The following is a 25,449-nucleotide window of genomic DNA, read 5'->3' on the forward strand; positions in this document are numbered from 1 at the left end:
GGACCACGTGGTGCTCGACATCGAGGGCACCACGAGCGCGACCGGCTTCGTCGTCGGTGAGCTGTATCCGTACGCGCGCAAGCGGTTGGGGCGGCTGCTGACCGAGCGGGCGGCCGAACCGGAGGTACGGCGGGCCGTCGACCAGGTACGGGCGATGCTGGGCGAGCCGGCCGCCGACGCGGCGCGGATCGAGCGGACGCTCGGCGCGTGGCTGGACGAGGACCGCAAGGCCACGCCCCTGAAGGCGCTCCAGGGGGTCGTGTGGGCCGAGGGTTTCGCGAGCGGGGAGCTGGTCTCGCACTTCTACCCGGACGTGGTGCCCCGGCTGCGCGCGTGGCACGCGGCGGGCGTGCGGCTGCACGTGTACTCGTCGGGGTCGGTGACGGCGCAGCGGGCGTGGTTCGGGCACAGCCCGCAGGGGGATCTGCGGCCGCTGGCCGAGAAGTACTACGACACGGAGAACGCCGGGCCCAAGCTGGTGGCCGCGTCGTACGAGGCGATCGCCGCGGACCTGGGGGCCGCGCCGCGGCGGGTGCTGTTCCTGTCCGACCGGCCCGGAGAGCTGGACGCGGCAGGGGCGGCCGGGTGGCGCACGGCCGGGGTGCGGCGGCCCGGTGAGCCGTACTACGAGAGCGGGGTGGGCGATCATCCGGAGGTGGCCTCCTTCGCGGAGCTGGAGATCCGTACGGGCGGCGGAGCGGAGGCAGGAGAGGGGGCAGGGGTGGCGGCCGGGCGCAGTGCCCGGAAGACCGTCGGTGCCAAGGAGGCCGTCGGTGCCGAGGAGGTGCGGCGGGCCGGGGCGCGGCTGGCCCGCGAGGCCGCACGGTTCGCCTCGTTCGGCTGGATGCGCGGCACCTCCGGCAACCTGTCGGTCGTGCTGGCGCGCGATCCGCTGCGGCTGGCGGTGACCGCGAGCGGGCGGGACAAGGGCGAGCTGACCGCGGACGACGTGGTGCTGGTGGACGGCCGGGGCGCCCCCGTCGCGGGCACGGCGGCCGGGGCCGGGAGGCCGTCGGCGGAAGCCGGGCTGCACGCGCGGGTGGTGCGACTGACCGGGGCGGGCGCGGTCGTGCACGTCCACACGGTCGCCGCCGTGGCGATGGGGCGGCGGCGGCCCGGCGGGATCGTCCTGCGGGACGTGGAGATGCTCAAGGGCCTCGGCCTGCCCGCGGAGGGGGCGTCGGTGCGGCTGCCGGTCATCGCCAACAGCCAGGACATGAATGGCCTCGGGGACCGTCTGGAGGAGGCGAGGGAGCCGCGGATGCCCGCCGTGGTCGTGGCGGGTCACGGCCTGTACGTGTGGGGCACGGACCTCCTTCAGGCCCGGCACCACGCCGAAGTCGTCCAGTGGCTGCTGGAGTTGGAGCTGGCGTCGGGCCGGGGCTGAACGGGCGGGCCCGGTGGCGGGCCGGCAGCCCCCGGCCGCAGGGGCGCGGCCGGCTCGTGCGCTCGCGAACGCGCTACGGGCGGGACCGGGACCACGTTGCGGGCGCGCCGGAGCGGGGCCGTAGGTTGGGGGGCGCGGCGCGCGGTCCCGGCCGGGCCATCCGGTCCCGGGCCGTGGCGCCGGGCCGCGCACCCCGCCGGCCGTGCCCGTCGTCCCGTCGGCGCCGTCCCCTCCCGCGGGCCGCGCCCGAGCCACTGGAGCCGTCCCGTGACACCGGACCTGTCCCCCCTCGCCCGCCTGCCGCGCGGCGGGCTGCCGCCCCGGGCCGTCGTGGTCGGCGACCCGGCCCGCGCGGCCGCCGTCGCCGAGCTGCTCGACGACGCCGCGGAGATCGCGTACCACCGCGAGTACCGGACGTTCACCGGTGACTGGAAGGGCATGCCGGTGGTCGTCGCCTCGCACGGCGTGGGCGGGCCCGGCGCGGTGCTGCTCTTCCAGGAGCTGGCCGACGCGGGCGTACGGACCTTCGTGCGCCTCGGTACGGCGGGGGCGATCCGGCCGGGGATCGGCGACGGCGACCTGGTGATCGCCGAGGCGGCGGTCCGGGACGACGGGGTGACGCAGCAGCTCGTGCCGCCGGAGTACCCGGCGGTGGCCGCGCCGGAGGCGGTGCTGGCGCTCGCCGGGGCGGCGGCGCGGGCCGGGGCGCCGTACCACCGCGGGGTGGTGTGGACCCGCGCGGCGTTCCAGCCGGGTCTGCTGCCGCTGCCGGTGGCCGCGTACACCGCGGCGGGCGTGGCGGCGATCGAGATGGAGGTGTCCGCGCTGCTGGTGACCGCCGGTCTGCGCGGGCTGACGGCCGGCGCGGTGCTGGTGATCGACGGGGCGAACGCGGACGAACTGGTCGACGAGGCGGCCACCGGCGGGTACGACCCGCACCGGGACGCCGTCGCGGAGGGTGTGGCGCGCGGCGGTGTCGTCGCGCTGGAGGCCCTGCGGACGCTGGCGGAGGAGGCCCGGTGAGCGCCGTACGGGACGCGGACGCGGCGGGCGGACACGCCGCCGCGGCACCGGTGGACCTGCTGGTGCACGGCGGTACGGTGCTCACCGTCGACGCGGCGGGCACCGTGCTGGCCGACGGCGCGGTGGCCGTACGGGGCGGGGAGATCGTCGCGGTCGGCCCGGCCGGCGAGCTGCGCGCCGCCCACCGCACGGCCGAGGAGATCGACGCCGCCGGCTGCCTGGTCCTGCCCGGGTTCGTCAACACCCACACCCACCTGGCGATGACGCTGCTGCGCGGCCTCGCCGACGACCTGGACCTCCAGGGGTTCCTGGGGCGGGTGGTGCCACGCGAGAACGCGCTGCTGTCCCCGGAAGCGGTGTCCGCGGGCCTGCGGCTGGCCATCGCCGAGAGCGTACGGGGCGGGGTGACCACCGCCCTGGACATGTACTGGTTCCACGAGGCGGCCGAACGCGCGGCCCGGGACGCGGGCTGGCGGCTGCTGTCCGGCCCGACGTTCATGGACGTACCGGGGCCGCCCGACCGGATGCCGTACGGGAACCGCATGGAGTGGGCGCGCCGGCACCTCGACGGCCGCGGCACCGCCCCCGGCACCCGCCCGGTGGTCTTCGCGCACAGCGCCTACACCCTGGGCGCCGAGCAGCTCACGGACATCGCGGCGCTGGCCGAGGAGCACGGCGCGCTGCTGCACCTGCACGCCGCGGAGAACGCCGCCGAGGTGGCGACGGTCCGCGAGCGGCACGGCAAGCGGCCCGTCGAGCTGCTGGAGTCGCTGGGGCTGCTGGGGCCGGACACGCTGCTCGCGCACGCGGTCGAGCTGACCGACACCGAGATCGCCGCGCTGGCCGCGACCGGTACGGGCGTCGCGCACTGCCCGGTCTCCAACCTCAAGCTGGGCTGCGGCATCGCCCGGGTCCCTGAGCTGCTGCGGCAGGGCGTACGGGTCGGGCTCGGCACGGACGGCTCGGTAAGCTCCAACTCCCTCGACATGGTGGGCGCGTTGGGAATGGCGGCCCTGGTGCACAAGGCGGGCGGCGACCCCACGGCGGTCGGCGCCGAGCAGGCCGTGCGCATGGCGACGATCGAGGGCGCACGCGCTCTGGGGCTGGGCGGGCAGCTCGGTTCGCTGGAGGTGGGCAAGCGCGCGGACCTGGCCGTACTCGACCTGGGCGGTACGCATCTGGCGCCCCGGCACGACCCGTGGTCGACGCTGGCGTACTCGGCGCGGGCCGGGGATGTGCGGGACACCGTCGTCGACGGCCGGGTGCTGATGCGGGACCGCCGGCTGACGACACTGGACGAGGCGGCCGTGATCGCCGATGTGGAGGCGCTCGTCCGGACCGGGTGAGTCCGGATTCGTGCGTGATACCCCGTGCGCCGCCCGGGAGTTCGGCCGCCCGAAGCTCCTGCCGAGCGGGGTGCCCGGGCTCCCGGGGCGGCGCATCCGTGGCCATAATGGCCCGCAGACATCGGATGTCTGCGGGCGTCCGGCGGCGGTGCGAGCGGGGAGGCTGCGGGCATGGCGGTCACGGACGAGGCCATAGAGAAGATCAAGGCGATGATCGTCTCCGGTGCGCTGCGGCCGGGCGACCGGCTGCCCAGGGAGAGCGAACTCGCCGCGGACCTGGGCCTGTCCCGCAACTCGCTGCGTGAGGCGGTACGGGCCCTTTCGCTGATCCGCATCCTGGACGTACGCCAGGGCGACGGCACCTACGTCACCAGCCTGGACCCCCAGCTCCTCCTGGAGGCGCTGAGCTTCGTGGTGGACTTCCACCGCGACGACACGGTCCTGGAGTTCCTCGCCGTACGCCGGATCCTGGAGCCGGCCGCCACCTCGATGGCGGCCGGCCGCATCGCCCCGGCCGAACTGGACGGCCTGGAGAGCCAGTTGTCCGCCCTCGGCCCGCACCCGTCGGTGGAGGACCTGGTCGCCTGCGACCTGGAGTTCCACCGGCGGATCGTGGCCGCCGCCGGCAACTCGGTGCTGTGCTCCCTGCTCGACGGCCTGTCGGGGCCGACGACCCGGGCCCGCGTCTGGCGCGGACTGACCCAGAAGGACGCGGTGAGCCGCACCCTCACCGAGCACCGGGCGATCCTCGGCGCCCTCCGCGACCGCGACGCGGAGGCGGCGCGGTCCTGGGCGACGGTGCACATCGCCAGCGTGGAGCAGTGGCTGCGCTCGACGCTGTGAGGGAGCGGTCGACGCCCTCCCCGGCGCCCCCGGTCGGCCCGCGGACACCGCGCCCTGCCCGTCGCGTACGGACCGCCGCTACAGGCCGTACACCCGCACCGCGTTCCCCCCGAAGACCGCCGCCCGCTCGTCCGGTGCGAGAGGGGCGGTCGCCGCTTCGGCCAGCGTGACGACGTCCTCGTAGGGGGCGGCCAGGGTGCAGACGGGCCAGTCGGAGCCGAAGAGGACGCGCTGCGGGCCGAAGACGTCGAGGACGTGCCGGGCGTACGGGGTGATGTCGGCGGGCCGCCAGGTCGGCCAGTCGGCCTCGGTGACCAGGCCGGAGAGTTTGCAGACGGTGTTCGGCAGTCGGGCCAGGGCGGCCAGGCCGTCCGCCCACGGCTGCCACATCCTGGCGGCGATCGGGGGCTTGGCGGCGTGGTCGAGGACGAGGCGGAGGCCGGGGAGCGCGCGGGCGGCGGCGGTCGCGGCGGGCAACTGGCGCGGGGTGACCAGCAGGTCGTAGACGAGGCCGGCGTCCGCGACGGCGGCCAGTCCGCGCCGTACGGCGGGCCGGGCCAGCCAGTCGGGGTCGGGTTCGTCCTGCACCTGGTGGCGGAGGCCGGCCAGGTGCGGTGGCATCGCCGCCAGGAGGTCCGGCAGCCCGGGGTCGGTGAGGTCGGCCCAGCCGACGACGCCCCGCACGGCGGGTGAGCGGGCCGCGAGCGCGAGGAGTTCGGCGGTCTCGGCGCCGGAGGCCGAGGACTGGACCAGGACGGTGCCGTCGAAGCCGTGGGCGACGAGGTGCGGTGTCAGGTCGTCGAGGGTGTACGTACGGCGGATCGGGTCGGCCCGGGCGCCGTCCATCCAGGGCTGCGGGCGCCGGGCCAGGTCCCACAGGTGGTGGTGGGCGTCGACGCGGACGGTCGCGGGCGGGCTCCCGGCCCCGTCGGCGTGGCCGGTCACGGGTGGGCGCCGGGGGCGGCGGTGGGGAGCGGCAGGCCGGGGTCGAGGAGTCCGCGGTCGGTGAGCGCGTGCCAGAGGGCGTCGGGGATGTCGTGGGTGAAGAGTTCGGCGTTCTCCCGGGCCTCCCCCGGTGACGCGGCGCCGACCAGGACTCCGGCGACGGCGGGGTGGCCGAAGGGGAAGCGCAGGGCCGCGGCCTTGAGCGGAACGCCGAATTCCGCGCAGACGTCGCGCAGTTGCCGCGCCCGGTCCACCAACGCGGCGGGTGCGCGCACGTAGTCGTACGGGGCGCCCGGCGACGGGTCGGCCAGCAGGCCGGAGTTGTAGACACCGCCGACGACGACCGAGGTGCCGCGGCGCACACAGACCGGCAGCAGGTCATCGAAGGCGGAGCGGTCGAGCAGGGTCCAGCGCCCGGCGCACAGCACCACGTCCACGTCGAGGTCGGCGACGAACCGGGCCAGCGGGCCGCTGCGGTTCATACCGAACCCGATGGCGCCGACCACACCCTGTGCGCGCAGTTCGGCGAGGGCGGGGAAGCCGGTCGCGTACACCTCCGCGGCCCGGCCTTCCACGTCGTGCAGGTAGACGATGTCGACGGCGGGGACGCCGAGCCGTTCCAGGGAGGCGTCGAGGGTGCGGCGGATGCCGTCGCGGGTGAGGTCCCGGACGCGGGCGCGCGCCGGGGTGTCGGTGTAGCCCTGGCCGTCCACCGCCTCACCCGGCGCGAGCGGCCGCAGCCGCAGGCCGACCTTGGTGGACAGGACGCAGGTGGCGCGGTCGCGGCCGGCCAGCGCGCGGCCGAGGCGTTCCTCGGACAGGCCGAGCCCGTAGTGCGGCGCGGTGTCGAAGTGGCGGACGCCGGTGTCGAGGGCGGCGCGCACGGTCTGCTGGGCGCGGTCCTCGGTGAGGGGCCGGTAGAGGTTGCCGAGCGGCGCGCAGCCCAGCCCCAGGGGCGGTACGGTCACGCCCGTACGGCCCAACTGCCGCTCCCCGTGCGGTACGTACGGCATCCCGGCCTCCTCAGTCCTGCTTCTCGCCGCCGGTGAAGCGGGAGATGACCAGCGCGATGATGATGATCAGGCCGTTGAGGAACTGGGTCCACAACGGTGGCACCCCGCCCAGCGTCATGACGTTGATGACGAGCTGAAGGGTCAGGACGCCGGTGAGCGCGCCGAACAGGGTGCCGCGGCCGCCCTTGAGGCTGATGCCGCCGATGACGGCGGCGGCGAAGACCTGGAAGATCCAGCCGTTGCCCTGGCTGGCGGAGACGGCCCCGTAGTGTCCGGTGTACAGGATTCCGGCGAAGGCGGCCAGCAGGCCGCCGACGGCGAGCACGGCCCAGGTGATCCGGTCGACGCGCAGGCCGGCCGAGCGCGCGGCCTCCGGGTTGCCGCCGATCGCGTACAGCGCGCGGCCGTGCCGCAGACAGCCGAGGGCCGCGCCGCCGAGCGCGAACAGCGCCGGGCAGATCCAGACGGCGGCCGGGACGCCCAGCCAGACGGCCTTGCCCAGGTAGGCGAAGGACTCCGGGACGTCGCCGATCGAGCGGCCTTCGGAGAGGCCCAGGTGCAGACCGCGCAGCATGGTCAGCATCCCGAGGGTGGCGATGAAGCCGTTGACGCGCAGCTTCAGCACGAGGAACCCGTTGGCCGCGCCGATCGCGGCGCCCACGGCCAGGCACAGCGGTACGGCGGTCCACGCGGGCAGGAGTCCCAGGCCCTCGAAGCGCCCGCCGTGCGCGGGTGTCACCAGCCACAGGGCGGCCACCGGTGCCAGGCCGATGGTCGACTCCAGCGAGAGGTCCATCCGGCCGCTGATCAGGATCAGTGCCTCGCCGAGCACCAGCAGGCCGAGTTCGGTGGACTGCTGGACGACGCCGATCAGGTTGTCCCGGGTGAGGAAGGCGGGCGAGACGATGAACCCGGCGACGCCGAGCACGAAGATCACCGGAACCAGGGACAGGTCCCGCCAGCGGGTCGGCACGGGGTGCGGGCGGCGGCCGACGGCGAGCGCGTCCGCCCGGCCGGCGGGCCGCTGCTGTGCGGTGTCGGTCATGGCCTGGGGTCTCCTTCCGGGTCGGCCGGGGCGGGCGCGTCGACGGGGCCGTGGGGGTCGACAGGGCCATGGAAAGCGTCAGAGCGGTGGGAACCGGCAGGGCCATGGGGACCGGCAGGGCCATGGGGACCGGCGGCTCCGCCCCCGGCTCCCACCCCCTCCAGCGCCGCCACCAGCTCCCCCTCCCGCCAGCCCCGCGCGAACCGGGCGACCACCCGCCCGCGGAACACCGCCAGCACCCGGTCGCAGACCCGCAGGTCGGCCGGCTCGTCGGAGACGATCACCACGCCGCTGCCCGCCGCCGCGACCTCCCGTACGACGCCCAACAGCGCCTCCTTGGACTTCACGTCGACCCCGTTGGTGGGCCGGACCGCGACCAGCACGGCCGGATCGCGGGCCAGGGCCCGGGCGACGACGACCTTCTGCTGGTTGCCTCCGGAGAGCCCGGACACCGGCTGGCCGGGCCCGGTCGTCCGGATGTCCAGGGCGGCGATCATGCGCCGGGCGACGGCGCGGACCCGGGAGGGCAGTACGGTGCCGAGCGGGCCGAGCCGGTCGGTGACGGCCAGCGTCACGTTCTCGGCGACGCTGCGGCCGGGGACCAGCCCGTCGCGGTGGCGGTCCTCCGGCACGTATCCGATGCCCGCCCCGATCGCGTGCCGCACGCTGCCGGTCCGCACGGGCCGCCCGCACACCTCGATCCGCCCGTGGTCCGGCGCCCGTACCCCGGCCAGCGTCTCGCCCATGGCGGTGGTGCCGCCGGCCGCCGCCCCGGCCAGCCCGACCACCTCACCCGCCCGTACGGTCAGGTCCAGGGGCGCGAACGTGCCGCGCAGGGCGAGCCCTTCGGCGCGCAGCACCACGTCGCCCACCGGCGGCCGGCCGGCGCGCGCCGGACCGGCCGGGGCCGCCCGCCCGCCCGTCATCGCCGCCACCAGCTCGTCCTCGGCCAGCCCGGCCACGGGGGCGGTGAGCACCGGGCGGGCGTCGCGCAGGACGGTGACGGTGTCGCACAGGTCGTGGACCTCGTGCAGGTGGTGCGAGATGAACAGGAACGCGACACCGGCCGCGCGCAGAGCGCGCAGCTTGGCGAAGAGGCGGGCGATGCCGCCCGCGTCGAGCCGGGCGGTGGGCTCGTCGAGGATGACCAGGCGGGCGCCGCCGGACAGCGCGCGGGCGATCTCGACGAACTGCCGCTGTTCGACGCCGAGGTCCTTCATGCGGGCCGCGGGGTCGACGTCGACGCCGTACTCGGCCAGCAGCTCGGCGGTCCGTGCGCGCAGCGCCCGCCACCGGATGACGTGCCCGTCCGGGAACCGGTTGAGGTGGAGGTTCTCCGCGACGGTCAGCTCCGGGACCGTCATCGGCCGCTGGTGGACACAGGCGGCCCTGCGCCGCCAGGCGGCGGTGTCGCCCCAGCGGGGCGCCGGGACGCCGTCGAAGCTGACCTGCCCGGCGTCCGGCCGGGTCAGGCCGGTGAGCACGGACACCAGGGTGGACTTGCCGGCGCCGTTGCGGCCGACGAGGGCGTGCGCCTCGCCGCGCCGTACGGTCAGGGTGGCGCCGTCGAGGGCGAGGGTCGGCCCGTAGCGCTTGACGATGCCTTCGGCGTGGACGGCGGGCGGGGCCTGCGCCGCGTGGTCCGGTACGTTGTCCACGGTCGCCGTCACCCCCGCTCCGGCGCCGTCCGGTTGGCCCACAGCTTCGGGTCGTCGACGTTGGCGCGGGTCACGAGCGGGGCCGGGAGCTGGTCCTCCAGGCCGTTCGAAATCTTCACGATCGTCGAGCCGTGGCCGGTGGGGCCGGGCCGGAACGCCCTGCCCGCCAGGCCCGCACGGGCGTAGTACAGCGCGTACTTCGCGTAGAGGTCGGCCGGCTGGGAGAGCGTGGCGTCGATCGTCCCCGCGCGGATCGCGGCGAGTTCGTCGGGGATGCCGTCGTTGGAGACGATGGTGAGGTGTCCGGCGGTGCCGGCCGGTTTCAGCAGGCCCTTCTGTTCGAGGAGGGCCAGGGTGGGACGGAGGAACGCGCCGCCGGCCTGGAGGTAGATCCCGGCGGTGTCCGGGTGCTGGGCCAGCAGGCTCTGCAGCTTGGCGGAGGCGACCTCGCCCTTCCAGTCGGTGGGCAGCTCGTGCACGGTGATCCCGGGATACTTCCGCTTCATGCAGGCCGCGAACGCCTCGGAGCGGTCGCGTCCGTTGACGGAGCTGAGGTCGCCCTGCAACTCGGCGACCCGGCCCCGGCCGCCCAGCTTCCGCCCCAGGTAGTCGCAGGACTTCTGCCCGTACGCGCGGTTGTCGGCCCGGACGACCATGTAGACCGCGCCCTCGTCCGGCCGGGTGTCGACGCTGACCACGGGGATCTTCTTCGCCGCGAGGCGGTGCAGTTCGGCGGTGATGGCGCCGGTGTCCTGCGGGGCGATCACGACCGCCTCGGCGCCCTGCCCGGTCAGGACCTGCACGTTGGAGACGACCTTGGCGATGTCGTTCTGCGAGTTGGACAGCGGCAGCGCCCTGACCTTGCCGGTGGCCAGCTCCCGCTCCAGGTGGTCCTGGTAGGAGTTCCAGAAGTCGGTGTCCGTACGCGGCAGGTCGATGCCGATCAGGCCCCGGGCGTCGCTGCCGCGGTTGCAGCCGGTGAGCGCGGCGGCGAGCAGTACGCCACAGGCCGCCGCGCCGGTCGTACGCAGTCTCATGGTCCCGTCCTTGGTCGAGGTGTCCGGCGGCGCCGCCCGCTCCCGTACGGCCCCGGGCTGCCCTGCCCGTACGGCTCCTGGCTGCCCGCCGCCCGTACGGCTCAGGTGGCGGGCCGCAGGCGCAGGCCCTGCATTCCGCCGTCGACCGCGAGGGAGGTGCCGGTGATGCCGGAGGCCGCCGGGGACGCCAAGTGGGCGATGGCGGCGGCCACTTCGTCCGCGGTGACCATGCGGCCGGAAGGCTGCCGGGCGTTGAGCGCGGCCCGCTCGGCGACCGGGTCCGGCGCCTGGTCCAGCAGCCGACCGACCCACGGGGTGTCCGCCGTGCCGGGGTTGACGCAGTTGACGCGGACGCCCTCGCGGACGTGGTCGGCGGCCATGGCGAGAGTGAGGGAGAGCACCGCTCCCTTGCTGGCGCTGTACAGGGCGCGCCGCGGCAGTCCGGCGGTGGCGGCGACGGAGCAGGTGTGGGTGATCGACGCCCGGCCGGGGTGGGCGGCGGCCGCCCGCCGCAGGTACGGCAGGGCGGCCCGCGCGGTGCGCACCAGCCCCAGGACGTTGACGTCGAGGACGTGCCGCCACTCCTCGTCGGCGTGGTCCTCGACCGTGCCGACGGCGCCGATGCCCGCGTTGCCGACGAGGGTGTCCAGTGCTCCGCCCAGCGCGTCCACGGCCGCCGCGACGGCTGTCCGTACGACGGCGTCGTCGGTCACGTCGGCCGTGACGGGCAAGGTGCCGGGCGGCGCGCCGGCCGGGTCGCGGTCCAGTACGGCGACCCGGGCGCCGCGGCGCAGCAGCAAGGCGGCGGTGGCGGCGCCGATGCCGGAGGCACCGCCGGTGACGATCGCCGCCATACCCGCGAAGTCGCGTGCCTCCGGGGGGCGTGGGACTTCCGGAGATCCGGGAGCTTCGGAAGGCTCGGGGACTTCCGGCGGCTCGGGGATTCCCGGAGGCTCGGGGACTTCCGGTGCGGTGCTCATGCCGTGACCTCCTGTCCGGCCGCCGGGTCCGGCCCGTCCGTGGCGTACGGCCCGGCGGGTGCGTCCGGCGCGTCCGGCGCGCACCGGCCGCCGTCCTGGCCACCGTCGGCGCCGTACGGCCCGCCCGCCGCGTTCGGTCCTCCGCCGGGCCCGGACCGCCACACCGGCCCGTCCGGGAAGCGGTACGCGGCGACCGAGGCGGGCTTCATGCGGGCGGAGAAGCCGGGCGCGGCGGGAGCCCGGTAGCGGCCGCCCTCGACGACGGCCGGGTCGGTGAAGTGCTCGTGGAGGTGGCCGACGTACTCGATCACCCGGTCCTCGCGGCTCCCGGACACCGCCACGTAGTCGAACATCGCCAGGTGCTGCACCAGCTCGCACAGCCCGACCCCGCCCGCGTGCGGGCACACCGGCACGCCGTACTTGGCGGCCAGCAGCAGGATCGCCAGGTTCTCGTTGACCCCCGCCACCCTGGCCGCGTCGATCTGCACGAAGTCCACCGCGCCGGCCTGGAGCAACTGCTTGAAGACGACGCGGTTGGCGGCGTGCTCCCCGGTGGCGACCTTGACCGGCTGGCCGGAGCGCACCGCGGCGTGCCCGAGGATGTCGTCGGGGCTGGTCGGCTCCTCGATCCAGTACGGCCGGTACGGCGCGAGCGCGGTCATCCAGCGCACCGCGTCGGCCACGTCCCAGCGCTGGTTGGCGTCGACCGCGATGCGTACCGCGGGCCCCACGGCCTCCCGGGCCAGCCGCAGCCGCCGCAGGTCGTCACCGAGGTCGGCGCCCACCTTGAGCTTGATCTGCCCGAACCCGTCGGCCACCGCCTCCCGGGCCAGCCGGACGAGCGTGGCGTCGTCGTGCCCCAGCCAGCCGGGCGAGGTGGTGTACGCCGGGTACCCCTCGGCCTCCAGCCGGGCGGCGCGCTCGGCGCGGCCCGGCTCGGCGGCGCGCAGGATCGCCAGGGCCTCGTCCGGGGTGAGCGCGTCGGAGAGGTAGCGGAAGTCGACGAGGGAGACCAGCTCCTCGGGCGACATGGCGGCCAGGAACGCCCACACCGGCAGGCCGGCGCGGGTGGCGGCCAGGTCCCAGGCGGCGTTGAGCAGCGCCCCGGCCGCCATGTGCGTCACGCCCTTCTCCGGTCCGAGCCAGCGCAACTGCGAATCCTGGGTCAGGTCGCGGTGCAGGGCGGCCAGGCCGGCGGCGGTGACGGGGGCCGGGCGGCCGGTGACGTACGGGGCGAGGGCGCGGATCGCGTCGGCGGCGAGGCCGTTGCCCCGGCCGATGGTGAAGCACAGGCCGTGACCCCGGCCGCCGTCGGCGGTGTGCAGGACGACGTAGGCGGCGGAGTAGTCGGGGTCCGGGTGCATGGCGTCCGAGCCCTGGTGGCGCCGCGAGGTGGGGAAGCGGACGTCGTGGACCTCGACCCCGGTGACGGGTGCGGTGACGGCCATGCGTACGCCTCCAGCGAGGGGTGCGGACGAACATCGGACCTTTGCCGGACCTCCGATGTATAGCGCCGCTGCCGCGCCACCGTCCAGAGGGCGCGGGGAAGTTGCCCACCACGGTCCGAACCCGGACGCGGGGCGGGGTCCGGCCGGTTTCGGACGGGGAAAGGCGGCCGAGGCGGACGGAATCCGAACACGTCGGATGTATGCACACTCGTTCGTGCACAGGGGCTGCGTCGGGGTCCGGCGGACGCCGTAGGCTGGGGGCGCACGCAATGGAACTGCTGCCGGTGACCGTCCCGAGGAGGCGGCGCCGGTCGGAAGGAGGCGCTGGGTGATCGAGCTCGACGGAGTTCCCGAGCTGATCGACCCGGTCATGGTGGCCGCGTTCGAGGGCTGGAACGACGCCGGCGACGCCGCCTCCGCCGCGGTCGCGCATCTGGACCGGGAGTGGAAGGGGGAGGTGTTCGCCGCGCTGGACGCGGAGGACTACTACGACTTCCAGGTCAACCGTCCGACCGTCTGGCTGGACGGCGGCGTCCGCAAGATCACGTGGCCCACGACGCGGCTCTCCGTCGTGCGGATCGCCGACGCGAACGGCAAGGGCAAGCCGCGCGACCTGGTTCTGGTGCGCGGCATCGAACCCAGCATGCGCTGGCGCTCGTTCTGCAACGAGATCCTGGGCTTCGCCCACGAGTTGGGCGTGGAGATGCTGGTGGTGCTGGGCGCGCTGCTCGGCGACACCCCGCACACCCGGCCGGTGCCGGTCAGCGGTGTCACCTCCGACCCGGACCTGGCCCGCACGATGGACCTGGAGGAGACCCGCTACGAAGGCCCGACGGGCATCGTCGGCATCCTCCAGGAGGCGTGCACCCACGCGGGTGTCCCGGCGGTCAGCCTGTGGGCGGCGGTGCCGCACTACGTCTCGCAGCCGCCGAACCCGAAGGCGACCCTCGCGCTCCTCAACCGCCTGGAGGATCTGCTCGATCTGCGCATCCCGCTGGGCGAACTGAGCGAGGACGCGCGCGCCTGGCAGCTCGGCGTGGACCAGTTGGCGGCCGAGGACAGCGAGGTCGCCGAGTACGTCCAGTCGCTGGAGGAGGCGCGGGACACCGCCGACCTGCCGGAGGCGTCGGGCGAGGCCATCGCCCGGGAGTTCGAGCGCTATCTGCGGCGCCGGGACCCGCAGGCCGGGCCCGGCCTGGCGACCGAGGGCGGGATCGCCGACGGCCGCGACGGCTCGTACCTGCGTGACACGGCGAGCGATCGCACCCGCCCGCCGAAACCGGCGCACGTGGAGCCGAAGGAGTCCAAGGAGTCCAAGGAGCCGAAGGAGCCGAAGGAGCCCAGGGATTCCACGGAGGCCGCGGAGGCCCGGGAACCCGCGGAACCCACGGAGAGCATGGGGTCCAAGGGACCCGGGGGACCCAAGGAGTCCGGTGGCTCCGGAGCCGCCGGGACGCCGGGCCGACCGTCACGGGAGACCGGCGAGCCCGGTGGTTCGGCGGACGCCAGGAGCGCGGAGGACGGTTCCCCGGACGACTCCGAGGAATGACCCCGGGGGCAGCGCCGGGGCCCGCGACCGGTGGAGCGGGCGCGGGCCCGTGGAGAACGTCCGGTTCCGGGCGTCTCCTACAGGCCGTCTCCGCGCCGGGCGGGGGCGGGGCCAGCCGGGCAGCCGCCGTCGCGAGGGACACCCGCCGCGCCGGCATCTCTTCACCAACGAATCGGGGCGCTCCCTCATGAGAGGGAACGCCCCGGAGGGATGAGAGGCGACGGACCGTCTCGCGCGCGGCCCGTCAGGCGGACCGTTTCACCCGCGGCCCGTCAGAAGGTCAGAGCGCCACGCCGAGCAGCGCGTCCACGGCGCGGGACACGAGTCCGGGCGCGCCCTCGTCGCTGCCGCCGTCCGCCTGCTGCGCGGCGGCCCAGCGGTCGACCGCGGCGAGCGCGGCCGGCGAGTCCAGGTCGTCGGCCAGTGCCGTACGGATCTCCGCCAGCAGCGCGTCGGCCGGCGGCCCGTCCGGGCGGGAGACCGCGGCGCGCCAGCGCGCCAGCCGCTCCACGGCCTCTTCCAGGACGGTGTCCGTCCACTCCCAGTCGGCCCGGTAGTGGTGCGCCAGCAGGGCCAGGCGGATCGCCGCCGGGTCCGTGCCGTCGCGCCGCACCTTGGAGACGAAGACCAAGTTCCCCTTGGACTTGGACATCTTCTCGCCGTTCAGGCCGACCATGCCGGCGTGTACGTACGCCTTGGCGAAGGGGTGCTCGCCGGTCAGCGCCTGGGCGTGCGAGGCGCCCATCTCGTGGTGCGGGAAGGCGAGATCGGAGCCGCCGCCCTGCACGTCGAAGCCCATGCCCAGGTGCTCCAGGGCGATGGCGACGCACTCGATGTGCCAGCCCGGCCGGCCGCGGCCGAGCGAAGCGCCGTCCCAGCTCGGCTCGCCGTCGCGGGCGGCCATCCACAGCATCGGGTCGAGCGGGTTCTTCTTGCCGGGGCGCTCCGGGTCGCCGCCGCGCTCGGCGGACAGCACCCGCATCGCCTCGGCGTCGAGCCGGGAGACCTCGCCGAAGTGCCGGTCGGCCTCGACGGAGAAGTAGATGTCGCCTTCGAGTTCGTAGGCCGCGCCGTTGTCGCGCAGCCGCTCGACCATCGGGACGATCCACGGTATGGCCTCGACGGCGCCGACGTACTCGCGCGGCGGGAGCATCCGCAGGGCCGTCATGTCCTCGCGGAACAGGGCGGTCTCGCGCTCGGCGAGCGCGGTCCAGTCGTCGCCGGTGGCCAGTGCCCGCTCCAGGAGGGGGTCGTCGACGTCGGTGACGTTCTGCACGTAGTGCACCTGGCGCTTCGTGTCGAGCCACACGCGCTGAACCAGGTCGAACGCGTTGTAGGTCGCCGCGTGCCCCATGTGGGTGGCGTCGTACGGCGTGATGCCGCAGACGTAGATACGGGCGACGGGACCAGGGGCGAGGGTCACCCGTCCGCCGGTCGCGGTGTCGTGGATCCTCAGGTCGCGGCCCTGGCCAGGCAGGGCGGGGACCTCAGAAGCGGGCCATGCATGCATGTCTTGAGCGTAACCGGATGCATGTTCCGCATACGAACCGGACCTCGGATCTTGGCCGAGAAGGCACTCTTGTGCCGAGGGGCGATCTGTGCTTTCCGGGCCGCCGCCGGAGCCCGGGCAGGGCCACGGGGCTGCCGCTTCGCACCGCGGCGGGCCCTCCGGGCGCCCGGCCGGCGCTCAGACCGGCGGCCAGGGAATCGGCGGCCAGTCGCCGCCCGGCCGCGGGTGCACTCCGGTACGCAGCAGGTCCGCCACACGGGCGCGCAGCGCCGCCAGCTCGGCGCCGGTGATCAGCGCGGCCAGCCGGGCGGCGAGCGGAGCGCCCGCCTCCAGGGCCGTGCCGAGCCGCCCCAGCACCTCGCGCGCCTCCCCGGTCAGCGGCTCCCCCGCCCAGCCCCACAGGAGCGTGCGCAGCTTGTCCTCGGCGTTGAAGGTCACGCCGTGGTCGATGGCGTACAGCCGGCCGCCCTCGGCGGGCAGCAAATGGCCGCCCTTGCGGTCGCCGTTGTTGATGACGGCGTCCAGGACCGCCAGACGCCGCAGCCGCTCGTCGTCGGCGTGTACCAGAAGTGCCGTACGGCCTTCGCCGACCTCGGCGAAACCCACCGGTTTCCAGCCGGGCCCCGGCTCCTCCCCCTCGACCAGCGCCAGCAGCTCCGCGCCCTCGGGCGCCGCCTCGATCCACTCCTGGACCATGCCCTGCCCATAGGGGCCGTCGCGCAGCACGGTGGTGGGGACCAGGCCCCAGCCGGTGGCGCGGGACAGTTCGTACGCGGCGACCTCGCGCTGGGCGAGCGTACCGTCGGGGAAGTCCCACAGCGGGCGCTCGCCGGCGACGGGCTTGTAGACGCAGGTGCCGCTGACGCCCTCGTGGGTGACCGTGCAGTACAGGACGGCGTTGGACGCCTCGCGGACCTGTCCGCGTACGGTCAGCTCGCCGTGCGTGAGGGCGTCGGCGGTCAGCCGCCCGTCGGCCGGGGCGGTTATGCCGCCGCTCCCGCCGCTCCTCGCCCGCTCACCGCCGTTCGCCTGCCCGTCCGGGCCGCCGTCCGCCCGGCCGGCCGGCACCCGGCCGTCCGGGCTGCCGCCGGCTGCCACCGTCGTCTCCTCCCCCGGCGTCACGCGTCCCGCCGGTATCCGTTCTGGCGCGGGCACACGTGTCCCTCCGGGTCGAGCGGCAGGCTGCACAGCGGGCAGGGCGGGCGCCCCGCGTTGACGACTTCCAGGGCCCGCTTGGCGAAGGAGCGGGCCATCGTGCCGGTGAGGCGCACCCGCAGCATCGGCGGGCCGTTCTCGTCGTCCTGGAGCAGCCGCTCCTCGGCCTCGGCGAGGTCCTCGTCCGTGTCGGCCTCCAGCTCGACCAGCGCCTGGGCCTCGATGATCATGCGCTGTTCGTCGCCGTCCCAGGCGAGCGCCATCGTGCCGACCCGGAACTCCTCCTCGACCGGTGACTCCAGCGGAGCGGTGTCGGTCGTCTCGGCGGGAGCCACCGCGGGCACGGGCGCGTTGCCGCCGCTGCGGCGCACCACTTCGTCCAGCAGCTCGTCGATACGCTCGGCGAGCGCGGCGACCTGGGTCTTCTCCAGGGCGACACTGGTGGTACGGCCGGCCGCCGTCGCCTGGAGGAAGAAGCTACGGCGGCCAGGCAGCCCGACCGTACCGGCCACGAAGCGGTCCGGCGCGTCGTAGAAGAACACCTGACGGGACAACGTCCTGCTCCGTTTGCTCGACTGCGGGGTCTGTGAGGTCGCTGCGGTTCCTGTGGGTGTGGCTTCCGGGTACGGAACGCAGGAGGTGTGGCAGGCAGCGCCGTCGCACCACCCTACTGCGCCCGCTGATCACGGCCCGCCCGCGCCACCGCCGACGGCCGCGTCCCGCTCGTCGGCCGCCGTGCTGCCGTCCGCCCGTGGCGCCAGCCCGCCGAAGTCGCCGGTGTCGCCGAGGCGTACGACGTAGGGCCGCAGCCGGGTGTAGCGGATCGCGGTCAGCGAACAGGGCTCGACCGAAATCCGCTGGAAGAGGTCGAAGTGCAGACCGAGGGCGTCGGCGACGAGCGACTTGATGATGTCGCCGTGCGAGCACATCGCGTAGACCGCTTCGGGGCCGTGCGCGGCCTCGATCCGGGCGTTCCAGTCCCGCACCGCGTCCACGGCGCGGGCCTGCATGGCCCGCATGGACTCCCCGCCGGGGAAGGCGGCGGCGGACGGGTGCTGCTGGACGACCTCCATCAGCGGCTCGTCGTTGAGTTCGGCCAGTTTGCGGCCCGACCAGTCGCCGTAGTCGCACTCGTTGACGCGGTCCTCGGTGTGCAGCGGCAGGCCGGGCCGGGCGTCCAGGAGCGGCCGCAGGGTCTCCAGGCAGCGCTCCAGCGGGCTGCTCACGGCGGCGGCGAGCGGCAGGTCCGCGAGGCGGCCGGGGAGCGCGGCGGCCTGGGCGGCGCCCCGCTCGTCGAGCGTCACTCCGGGCGTCCGCCCGGCGAGCAGACCGGACGTGTTGGCGGTGGAGCGGCCGTGCCGCACCAGGATCAGCGTGGGCATGGCAGCCAGCCTACGTTCCCGGGGCGGCGGCACGGGGCGCGGGGCCGCGGGCGGGCTGCGGAACCGTGGGGCCGTGGGCCGGTCGCGGAACGGGACATGGGGCCGTGGGCCGGGCGCGGCCCCCGGTGCCGTCGCGGTACGCGCGGTCCGGCGGCCAGGGACCGTGCCCGTACGGCACCGGGTACGGGCGGCCGGCCCGTACCCGGGCTCCTGGCCCCACAGGGCGCGGCGGGTGACAATTCCCCGTGTGATCGTCGACTGCGCCATCTACCAGGACGGCCGCCGCACCGAAGGGCCCACGGACTTCTCCGACGCCCTCGAAGCGGCGCGCGCCGAAGGTCACTCGTTCCTGTGGCTCGGGCTGCACGAGCCCACCCAGGAGGAGTTCGACCATGTCAGCAAGGAGTTCGGGCTGCACCCACTCGCCGTGGAGGACGCTCTCAAGGCCCACCAGCGGCCGAAGCTGGAGGTGTACGACGACTCGCTGTTCGTGGTGCTCAAACCGATCTCCTACGACGACGCGGCGGGCTCCATCTCCGCCAGCGAGCTGATGATCTTCCTCGGCGACTCCTTCGTCGTGGTCGTCCGGCACGGCGCGGCCAGCCCGCTCGCCGCCGTACGCCGGCGCCTGGAGCACGAGCCGGACGTCCTGCGGCACGGCCCCACCGCGGTGCTGTACGCGGTCGGTGACGCGGTCGTCGACCACTACATCGAGGTGGCGGCGGAACTCCAGGTGGACCTGGAGGAGTTGGAGGCGGAGGTGTTCGCGCCGTCCCGGTCGGACACCAACAACACCGCCGCCGCGATCTACGCGTTCAAACGCGAGGTGCTGGAGTTCCGGCGGGCCACCAACCCGCTGGTGGAGCCGATGCTGCGGCTGCAGAACCCCGGGGTGCCCTTCGTGCACGACGAGGCCCGGCCGTTCTTCCGGGACGTCGGCGACCACCTCACCCGCGCCAACGAGTCCGTCGAGGGCCTGGACCGGCTGCTGTCGGACATCCTCAGCGCCCACCTGGCGCAGATGGGCGTGCGCCAGAACGACGACATGCGCAAGATTTCCGCCTGGGCGGCCCTGGCGGCCGTACCGACGCTGATCGCGGGCGTCTACGGCATGAACTTCGAGCACATGCCCGAGCTGAAGTGGTCCTGGGGCTACTACGGCATCCTGCTCGTGATGGTGGCCATCGAACTGTCCCTGTACCGCCTCTTCAAACGCCGCGGCTGGCTGTGAGCACCCGCGCGCGCCGGCCGGAGAGCGCCGACGCGCGCCGGGCCGCGGAGTCGGCCCCTCCGGCGCCGACGTGCCTCAGACGGGTTCGGGCGCCGAGGCGGCCGGGCCGCCCAGCGCGTCGCGCCGCTCCGGGAGGCGGAGCGCGACCATCCGGCGCCATCCGGCGAGTCGTTCATGGGCGTACACCGCGCGGATGCCGTCGGCCAGGAGGGCGGCCTTCGGCCACGGCCGCACTCAGGATGCGCCCCATGTGGGCCGCACGGCCAGGCTGACGTCCCGGTAGACCTCGGTCTCGACACGTGCCGCGGCCCACAGGGTGCGCCGGATCGCGCGGCCGTGGCCCCGCTCCGCCGGCCGGGGCGGCCTGGGGGCCCAGCGCGCGGCGACGCGGGCATCAGGGCGGCGATCCGGCCGTTCTCCCAGCCGCCCTGCGCCTCGCCGCCGGCCGCGATGGAGCAGAACAGCCGGTAGGACTCGTCGTGGTCGAGGATCTCCTGGAACAGACTTCTGGCCGAGAGCACCGGGCCACCACCGATACACCGCGCCCGCAGAAGAAAAGTGACGGTGCGGTACGGGGACGGCGGCAACCACCGCGTCGGCATCTCATCCGAACAGGTGACACACCGGACAGCCGGAGGACGGGCCGGCGGCCGGACGGAGCACCGCCGCGTAACCACGCGGACCGTCCCGGCGTTGTGCGGGTGACGGCCGTGGCGGGGAAGACCCCCGAGCCCCCACCACGGCCGCAGGCTTGCCGCCGGGCCGGCCGCCGGCCCGGCGCCCCCGCCGCACGGGCCGCCCGTACGCCCCCCGTGCTCTTACGCCCTTGTCCTTACGTCCTTACGTCCTAACGTCCTAACGTCCTTACGCGAGCCCCGCGCGCTCCAGGGCCTCGGTGCCCGCCCGCAGCGAGGCGATGCGCTCCTCCAGCGTGAAACCGGCGGGCGCGAGGGTCAGCGTGGTCACCCCGGCCGCCGCGTACGCCTGCATCCGGTCCGCGATGCGCTCGACGGAGCCCAGCAGCGTGGTCTGGTCGATCAGCTTCTGCGGGATCGCGGCCGCCGCGCCCTCCTTGTCGCCGGACAGGTACTTGTCCTGGATCTCGGCGGCCTCCTTCTCGTACCCCATGCGCTGGGCGAGCTGGTTGTAGAAGTTCTGCTTGCGGCTGCCCATACCGCCCACGTACAGCGCCGTGTAGGGGCGGAAGGTGTCGGCGAGCGCGCTGACGTCCTGGTCGGCGCCGACGGCCAGCGGCAGCGTCGGGCAGATGTCGAAGCCCTCCAGGGTCCTGCCCGCCTTCTCCCGGCCCGCCCGGATGTGGGTGATCGCGGTCTCCTCCAGGTGGTCGGCGGAGGGGAAGATCAACAGCGCGCCGTCGGCGATCTCACCGGTCTGGGTGAGGTTCTTGGGGCCGATCGCGGCGATGTAGAGCGGGATGTGCTCGCGCTGCGGGTGCACGGTCAGCTTCAGCGGCTTGCCGGGGCCGCCGGGCAGCGGCAGCGTCCAGTGCTGCCCCTCGTAGGACAGCCGCTCGCGCGTCATCGCCTTGCGGACGATCTCCACGTACTCCCGGGTGCGGGCCAGCGGCTTGTCGAACTTCACGCCGTACCAGCCCTCGGAGACCTGCGGTCCGGAGACGCCCAGGCCCAGCCGGAAGCGGCCGCCGGACAGCGAGTCGAGGGTGGCGGCCGTCATCGCGGTCATCGCGGGCGTACGGGCCGGAATCTGGAAGATCGCCGAGCCGACGTCGATGCGCTCGGTCCGCGAGGCGACCCAGGAGAGCACGGTGGGGGCGTCGGAGCCGTACGCCTCGGCCGCCCAGCACACCGCGTAGCCGAGCCGGTCGGCCTCCTGCGCGACGGCCAGGTTGTCCGCGTCCATCCCGGCGCCCCAGTAGCCGAGGTTGATCCCGAGCTTCATACCGCTCCCCTTACTGATCAGTAACGTCGGTGTTCCGGGGACTCTAGCGCGGGGTGGCGCCGGACGTCACCGGCCGGTGCGCCGCCGGCCGGCGGCGCACCGGGCCCACCGCGTTGTCCACAGGCGGCGGCGCACCGGCCGGGCGGTTGTCCACAGGGTCCCGTGGCCCGGGCGACGGGCCAGTAATCTCAAGGCTCATGGAGCAAAGGCACCTCGGCCGTACGGGCCTGCGCGTGTCCCGTCTCGGCCTCGGCACCCTGACCTGGGCCAGGGACACCGACGAGCACGACGCCGCCGAGCAGCTCAAGGCGTTCTGGGAAGCCGGCGGCACCCTCGTGGACACGGCGGACGTGTACGCGGACGGCGGCGCCGAATACCTGCTGGGGCGGCTCTGCGAGGGGCTGGTGCCGCGCCGGGACCTGGTCATCGCGACGAAGGCGGGCAGCGTCTTGGACGCGGACCGCCGCGCCGACGGCTCCCGCCGCCATCTGCTGGAGGCTTTGGACGCCTCGCTGGAACGTCTCGGCACCGACTACGTGGACCTCTGGCAACTGCACGCCTTCGATCCGCACACCCCGCTCGAAGAGACCCTCCAGGCGCTCGACATCGCCGTCGCCACCGGCCGCGCGCGCTATGTCGGCGTCTCGAACTTCTCCGGCTGGCAGTTGGCCAAGGCCGCGACCTGGCAGCTCTCCGCGCCGACCATCCGGACGCGCCTGGCCGGCACCCAGATGGAGTACTCCCTCCTCCAACGCGGCATCGAGCGGGAGGTGCTGCCCGCCGCGCGCGACCTCGGCGTCGGCCTGCTGCCCTCGTCGCCGCTGGGCCGCGGGGTGCTCACCGGCAAGTACCGGCACGCCACCCCGGCCGACTCGCGCGGCGCATCGGAGCGGCTCGCGCCGTTCGTCGCCCCGTACCTGGACGACACGGCGGGCCGCATCGTCGAGGCGGTCACCACGGCCGCCGACGGGCTCGCCGTCACCGCGTTGCAGGTGGCTCTGGCGTGGGTACGCGACCGGCCCGGAGTCACCGCCCCGGTCATCGGCGCCCGCACGGCGCAGCAGCTCAGAGCGGCATTGTCAGTGGAGACCCTTAGTCTTCCTGACGAGATCTGCCGGGCCCTGAATGACATCTCGGCCCCGGTGCACCACTACCCCGACCACGACTGGAGCACGCTGTGAGTACCGACCGCCTCTCCGACGAGGCCGCGCCCGAGCCCACCGCGCCCGGCCCGGAGACCGCTCCCGAGGAGACCGCCCCGCCGGTCACCCCGGACGCAGCCGGGACGGCCGGTGACACGGACGGTGTGGCTGGGGGCGCGGTGGAGGCCGTGGGCGCTCCAGAGGCCGAGGACCCCCGGAAGGCAGGGGCTTCGGGTGAGCCGGTGACGGAGTCGGAGTCGGACGATTCGGTGGCGGTACGTACCGACGCGGACGAGTCGACAGCGGACGCGACCGGACCGGCAGCGGACGCGAACGAGGACGCGGACGCGGGCGCGGACGAGCCGACAGCGGACGCGCCCACCAGTGCGGACGCCGCCACCCCGGACAACGCCGCCGTCCCGGACAGCACCGCCACGTCGAACAACGCCACCGCTCCGGACAGCACCGCCACCCCGGCCGGCCCCACGTCCCCGGACAGCACCGCCACCCCGGCCCCCGCCCCCGCCCCCGCCCCCGCCCCCGCCGGGCAGAGTGGCGCGCCCAGTGCTGCCGCGCTGGCGGCGGCGGTGCGGGCCGTGGAGAGCGGTGAGCGGTCGGCGGACTCGTTCTTCACCGAGCGGTCGCCCCGGTCGGGCGGCGGCACCGCCGCGACGGCGGGCGCCCGGAAGCCCCAGGGCGGCGCACCGGCCCCGGCGGCGGGCACCCCTCAGCAGCGCGGCGGGCCGATGGAGCCCCCGCCGCAGCCCGCCGGGCCCGGCCAGGGCAGCGCGCCTGGTCACACCCGCCCGGCCCCGGGCGGTGACAGCGGCAGCCGCCCCGTCCCCGCGGCCCACACGGCGGCCCATCCGGCCACGCCGGCCGGCCTGGCCCCCGACCTGGCCCCCGACCTGGCCCCCGGCCTGGACGGCGTACGGCAGGTGCTGGCGGCGGGCGGCGCGCCGGAGGCGCTGGCCGCGAAGGCCGCCGAAACGCTCGGCGAGCGCGCGGCGGAGGCGCTGCGCGAGGACCCGTGGCAGTTGCTCTCCGTACCGGGCGTCCGCCCCGAGCAGGCCGACGGCTTCGCGCGGGCGCTGCTCGGCCCGGCCTGCGGGCCGGACGACGCCCGGCGCGCGCAGGCCCTGGTCGGCTGGCTGCTGGAGCAGGCCGCCCTGGCGGGGCACTCCGCGCTGGAGGCACCCGCGCTGCGCGCCGCGCTCGCCCAGCGCTCCGTGCCGGACCCGGACGAGGCCCTTCAGACGGCCATCGCCGAAGGGACCGTGCTGGTCTTCCAGGACGCCGTCGAAACGCCCGGCGGAGCCCGTCCGGCGGCCGACGCCGAGGACGAGGAGCAGCCGGTCCGGGTCCTGCTCGGACTCGACCGGTTCGCCATGGCCGAGGAGAGCGTCGCGGACGGCCTGGCACGGCTGCTCAACACCTTCGAGGAGCCCACCGACGCGGACGGCGATCAGCCGGCCGCGAGCAGCGCCCCGGAGCGGGACGGCCCCGCCGAGCAGGCCGACGGCTCCGCGCCGGCGGAAGACGTTCCCGTACGGCAGCCCTCCGCCGCCGCGTGGGAAGCCGCCGCCGCGGCCGCCCCCTCCCCCTCCGCCGCGGAGCTGATCCGCGCCGCGGCCCGCAGCGGCCTGGTCGCGCACACCGGCGCCGAGGCCGCCCGCGCCGAGCCCGCCGCGCTGATCGCCGCGGCCCGCGCGCTCGGCCTGCGGGCGTGCGGCGCCACCCACACCCCGGACGGCCGCGCCCGCCTGTCCCGGCATCTCGCCGAGGCGACCGACGCGTACACCGGCCTCGCCACGGCTGCTGCGCCCGGCGACGCCGCCGAGGCCGCCGTCACGCTCTCCGGGCTGCTGGCCGGCCGCGAAGGCCCTGGCCGGGACGCGGACGGCGCGCTCGCCCTGGACCTGCTCGTCGTCCTGGACGCGCCCCAACTGGACCTCGAAGCCGCCGCGCTGCTCGTGGAGTCGCTGACCGACGGCGCCCGGCTGGTGCTCAGCGGCGACCCCGGCATGCTGTGGTCGGCCGGTCCCGGCCGGCTGTTCGCGGACGTGCTGGCCGCCCGCTGCTGCCCTCAGGTCGCCTCCCGCACCCCGGACTTCGGGCCGGTCGGCGAACTGGTCTCGGGCATCGGCGTCGGCGAGCTGCTCCAGGTCGAGGCGCCCGGCAAGGAAGTGGTGATCGTCCCGGCGCGCGATCCGGGCGAGGCGGTGCACCGCACCGTCCAGCTCGTCGCCGACTCGGTGCCCCGGGCGATCGGCGTGCCCGCCGAGCAGACACAGGTCGTCACGGCCGGCCACGGCGGCGCCGCGGGCACCCGCGCGCTGAACGCTGCCCTCAAGGAGCGGCTCAACCCCGGCCCCGGCCGGTTCGGCGGCTTCGACCCGGGCGACCGCGTCGCCTATTCGCCCGTCCCCGGCCGTACGGTCACCGGCCGGGTCACCGGTGCCGACGCGGCCGGACTGCACCTGGACTGCGCCGGCTCCCCCGTGGTCGTTCCCCGGGAGCGGGTGAGTCCGGACACGGTCCGCCACGGCTGGGCCGTCACCGCCCACCAGGCGGTCGGCTCTCGCTGGCCGGCCGTGGTGGCCGTGCTGCCGGGCGACGCCGCCAAGGGGCTGACCCGCTCCTGGGTCTACACCGCCTTCAGCCGCGCGGAGCGCCATCTGTCCGTCGTGCAGGGCGTGGACCAGGCGCTGCCGCGCGCGGTCGCGGAGATTCCCGCGAAGGAACGCACCACCCGCCTGCGGACGCTGCTCCAGCAGCAGACGGTCCAGGCCACAGCGGACGCCCTGGCCGGCTGAGGGCCTGGGACGCCCGGTG

Annotated in this window: 20 protein-coding genes and 1 pseudogene; 8 read left to right on the forward strand and 13 right to left on the reverse strand. The window is 75.2% G+C overall.

Annotation, left to right across the window (positions count from 1 at the left end; genetic code table 11):
• Positions 1-10 precede the first annotated feature (10 nt).
• The 4 genes from mtnC (at position 11) to ACH4EB_RS12740 (ending at position 4,599) form a co-directional block, all read left to right on the forward strand.
• Positions 11-1,387, forward strand: coding sequence for an acireductone synthase (gene mtnC, locus ACH4EB_RS12725; protein WP_398347620.1), 1,377 nt, complete (start codon positions 11-13; stop codon positions 1,385-1,387).
• A gap of 267 nt (positions 1,388-1,654) precedes the next feature.
• Positions 1,655-2,410 (forward strand): nucleoside phosphorylase, encoded by a 756-nt coding sequence (locus ACH4EB_RS12730; RefSeq protein ID WP_398347427.1) that lies wholly within the window; start codon positions 1,655-1,657, stop codon positions 2,408-2,410.
• Positions 2,407-3,756 (forward strand): amidohydrolase, encoded by a 1,350-nt coding sequence (locus ACH4EB_RS12735; protein WP_398347428.1) that lies wholly within the window; start codon positions 2,407-2,409, stop codon positions 3,754-3,756. The genes ACH4EB_RS12730 and ACH4EB_RS12735 overlap by 4 nt, the downstream gene beginning before the upstream one ends.
• A gap of 171 nt (positions 3,757-3,927) precedes the next feature.
• Positions 3,928-4,599: a FadR/GntR family transcriptional regulator gene (locus ACH4EB_RS12740; protein WP_398347429.1), complete on the forward strand. Its 672-nt coding sequence runs from the start codon at positions 3,928-3,930 to the stop codon at positions 4,597-4,599.
• 78 nt (positions 4,600-4,677) lie between these two features.
• Here ACH4EB_RS12740 and ACH4EB_RS12745 read toward each other — a convergent pair whose 3' ends face one another.
• The 7 genes from ACH4EB_RS12745 to ACH4EB_RS12775 all read right to left on the reverse strand — a co-directional run bounded on the left by ACH4EB_RS12745 (position 4,678) and on the right by ACH4EB_RS12775 (position 12,725).
• Positions 4,678-5,544 (reverse strand): amidohydrolase family protein, encoded by an 867-nt coding sequence (locus ACH4EB_RS12745; protein ID WP_398347430.1) that lies wholly within the window; start codon positions 5,542-5,544, stop codon positions 4,678-4,680.
• Positions 5,541-6,557 (reverse strand): aldo/keto reductase, encoded by a 1,017-nt coding sequence (locus tag ACH4EB_RS12750; RefSeq protein WP_398347431.1) that lies wholly within the window; start codon positions 6,555-6,557, stop codon positions 5,541-5,543. The genes ACH4EB_RS12745 and ACH4EB_RS12750 overlap by 4 nt, the downstream gene beginning before the upstream one ends.
• Positions 6,558-6,567: 10 nt before the next feature.
• On the reverse strand, positions 6,568-7,602 hold the full coding sequence (locus ACH4EB_RS12755) for an ABC transporter permease (protein WP_398347432.1): 1,035 nt from the start codon (positions 7,600-7,602) through the stop codon (positions 6,568-6,570).
• Positions 7,599-9,272, reverse strand: a complete 1,674-nt coding sequence (locus tag ACH4EB_RS12760; RefSeq protein WP_398347433.1) for a sugar ABC transporter ATP-binding protein — start codon at positions 9,270-9,272, stop codon at positions 7,599-7,601. The genes ACH4EB_RS12755 and ACH4EB_RS12760 overlap by 4 nt, the downstream gene beginning before the upstream one ends.
• Positions 9,269-10,297, reverse strand: a complete 1,029-nt coding sequence (locus ACH4EB_RS12765; RefSeq protein WP_398347434.1) for a sugar ABC transporter substrate-binding protein — start codon at positions 10,295-10,297, stop codon at positions 9,269-9,271. The genes ACH4EB_RS12760 and ACH4EB_RS12765 overlap by 4 nt, the downstream gene beginning before the upstream one ends.
• 101 nt (positions 10,298-10,398) lie before the next feature.
• Positions 10,399-11,151: an SDR family NAD(P)-dependent oxidoreductase gene (locus tag ACH4EB_RS12770; protein WP_398347435.1), complete on the reverse strand. Its 753-nt coding sequence runs from the start codon at positions 11,149-11,151 to the stop codon at positions 10,399-10,401.
• A 122-nt stretch (positions 11,152-11,273) separates the two neighbouring features.
• Positions 11,274-12,725, reverse strand: coding sequence for an enolase C-terminal domain-like protein (locus ACH4EB_RS12775; RefSeq protein WP_398347436.1), 1,452 nt, complete (start codon positions 12,723-12,725; stop codon positions 11,274-11,276).
• A gap of 328 nt (positions 12,726-13,053) precedes the next feature.
• Here ACH4EB_RS12775 and ACH4EB_RS12780 point away from each other — a divergent pair, with 328 nt between their 5' ends.
• Positions 13,054-14,274 carry a PAC2 family protein gene (locus ACH4EB_RS12780; protein WP_398347437.1) on the forward strand — a complete coding sequence of 407 codons (1,221 nt, stop codon included), beginning with the start codon at positions 13,054-13,056 and terminating at the stop codon, positions 14,272-14,274.
• A gap of 280 nt (positions 14,275-14,554) precedes the next feature.
• On the opposite strand, the gene mshC is transcribed toward ACH4EB_RS12780, so the two are convergent.
• From mshC to ACH4EB_RS12800, 4 genes are all read right to left on the reverse strand, one after another.
• Positions 14,555-15,784, reverse strand: coding sequence for a cysteine--1-D-myo-inosityl 2-amino-2-deoxy-alpha-D-glucopyranoside ligase (mshC, locus tag ACH4EB_RS12785; RefSeq protein WP_398347438.1), 1,230 nt, complete (start codon positions 15,782-15,784; stop codon positions 14,555-14,557).
• Positions 15,785-15,961: 177 nt separating this feature from the next.
• Entirely contained in the window at positions 15,962-16,771 is an 810-nt protein-coding gene (locus ACH4EB_RS12790) for an SCO1664 family protein (RefSeq protein ID WP_398347621.1), read from the reverse strand.
• 131 nt (positions 16,772-16,902) lie between these two features.
• Positions 16,903-17,493 carry a DUF3090 domain-containing protein gene (locus tag ACH4EB_RS12795; RefSeq protein WP_398347439.1) on the reverse strand — a complete coding sequence of 197 codons (591 nt, stop codon included), beginning with the start codon at positions 17,491-17,493 and terminating at the stop codon, positions 16,903-16,905.
• A 129-nt stretch (positions 17,494-17,622) separates the two neighbouring features.
• The gene (locus ACH4EB_RS12800; RefSeq protein ID WP_398347440.1) at positions 17,623-18,321 is read right to left on the reverse strand and encodes a histidine phosphatase family protein; all 699 of its coding nucleotides are present in this window, start codon (positions 18,319-18,321) and stop codon (positions 17,623-17,625) included.
• 238 nt (positions 18,322-18,559) lie between these two features.
• On the opposite strand from ACH4EB_RS12800, the gene corA reads away from it, so the two are divergent.
• The gene (corA, locus tag ACH4EB_RS12805) at positions 18,560-19,552 is read left to right on the forward strand and encodes a magnesium/cobalt transporter CorA (RefSeq protein ID WP_398347622.1); all 993 of its coding nucleotides are present in this window, start codon (positions 18,560-18,562) and stop codon (positions 19,550-19,552) included.
• A 75-nt stretch (positions 19,553-19,627) separates the two neighbouring features.
• Here the strand turns inward: corA and ACH4EB_RS12810 are convergent.
• Together ACH4EB_RS12810 and ACH4EB_RS12815 are read right to left on the reverse strand one after the other, a co-directional pair.
• Positions 19,628-20,073: pseudogene (locus tag ACH4EB_RS12810) on the reverse strand (hypothetical protein).
• A 343-nt stretch (positions 20,074-20,416) separates the two neighbouring features.
• Positions 20,417-21,472 carry an LLM class F420-dependent oxidoreductase gene (locus ACH4EB_RS12815; protein ID WP_398347441.1) on the reverse strand — a complete coding sequence of 352 codons (1,056 nt, stop codon included), beginning with the start codon at positions 21,470-21,472 and terminating at the stop codon, positions 20,417-20,419.
• Between the two features lie 197 nt (positions 21,473-21,669).
• Here ACH4EB_RS12815 and ACH4EB_RS12820 point away from each other — a divergent pair, with 197 nt between their 5' ends.
• Positions 21,670-22,653 (forward strand): aldo/keto reductase, encoded by a 984-nt coding sequence (locus ACH4EB_RS12820; RefSeq protein WP_398347442.1) that lies wholly within the window; start codon positions 21,670-21,672, stop codon positions 22,651-22,653.
• Positions 22,650-25,430, forward strand: a complete 2,781-nt coding sequence (locus ACH4EB_RS12825) for a helix-hairpin-helix domain-containing protein (protein WP_398347443.1) — start codon at positions 22,650-22,652, stop codon at positions 25,428-25,430. Before ACH4EB_RS12820 ends, ACH4EB_RS12825 begins: the two co-directional genes overlap by 4 nt.
• Positions 25,431-25,449 lie beyond the last annotated feature (19 nt).

Source organism: Streptomyces sp. NPDC018045, assembly GCF_044327445.1.
Lineage (GTDB): Bacteria > Actinomycetota > Actinomycetes > Streptomycetales > Streptomycetaceae > Streptomyces.

Bases quoted from the DNA above. Each gene is read 5' to 3' on its own strand.
- ACH4EB_RS12740 (WP_398347429.1), top strand. From the start codon at position 3,928: ATGGCGGTCACGGACGAGGCCATAGAGAAGATCAAGGCGATGATCGTC.
- ACH4EB_RS12815 (WP_398347441.1), bottom strand. From the start codon at position 21,472: ATGAAGCTCGGGATCAACCTCGGCTACTGGGGCGCCGGGATGGACGCG.
- ACH4EB_RS12765 (WP_398347434.1), bottom strand. From the start codon at position 10,297: ATGAGACTGCGTACGACCGGCGCGGCGGCCTGTGGCGTACTGCTCGCC.
- mshC (WP_398347438.1), bottom strand. From the start codon at position 15,784: ATGCATGCATGGCCCGCTTCTGAGGTCCCCGCCCTGCCTGGCCAGGGC.
- ACH4EB_RS12820 (WP_398347442.1), top strand. From the start codon at position 21,670: ATGGAGCAAAGGCACCTCGGCCGTACGGGCCTGCGCGTGTCCCGTCTC.
- ACH4EB_RS12800 (WP_398347440.1), bottom strand. From the start codon at position 18,321: ATGCCCACGCTGATCCTGGTGCGGCACGGCCGCTCCACCGCCAACACG.
- ACH4EB_RS12775 (WP_398347436.1), bottom strand. From the start codon at position 12,725: ATGGCCGTCACCGCACCCGTCACCGGGGTCGAGGTCCACGACGTCCGC.
- ACH4EB_RS12750 (WP_398347431.1), bottom strand. From the start codon at position 6,557: ATGCCGTACGTACCGCACGGGGAGCGGCAGTTGGGCCGTACGGGCGTG.
- ACH4EB_RS12770 (WP_398347435.1), bottom strand. From the start codon at position 11,151: ATGGCGGCGATCGTCACCGGCGGTGCCTCCGGCATCGGCGCCGCCACC.
- ACH4EB_RS12755 (WP_398347432.1), bottom strand. From the start codon at position 7,602: ATGACCGACACCGCACAGCAGCGGCCCGCCGGCCGGGCGGACGCGCTC.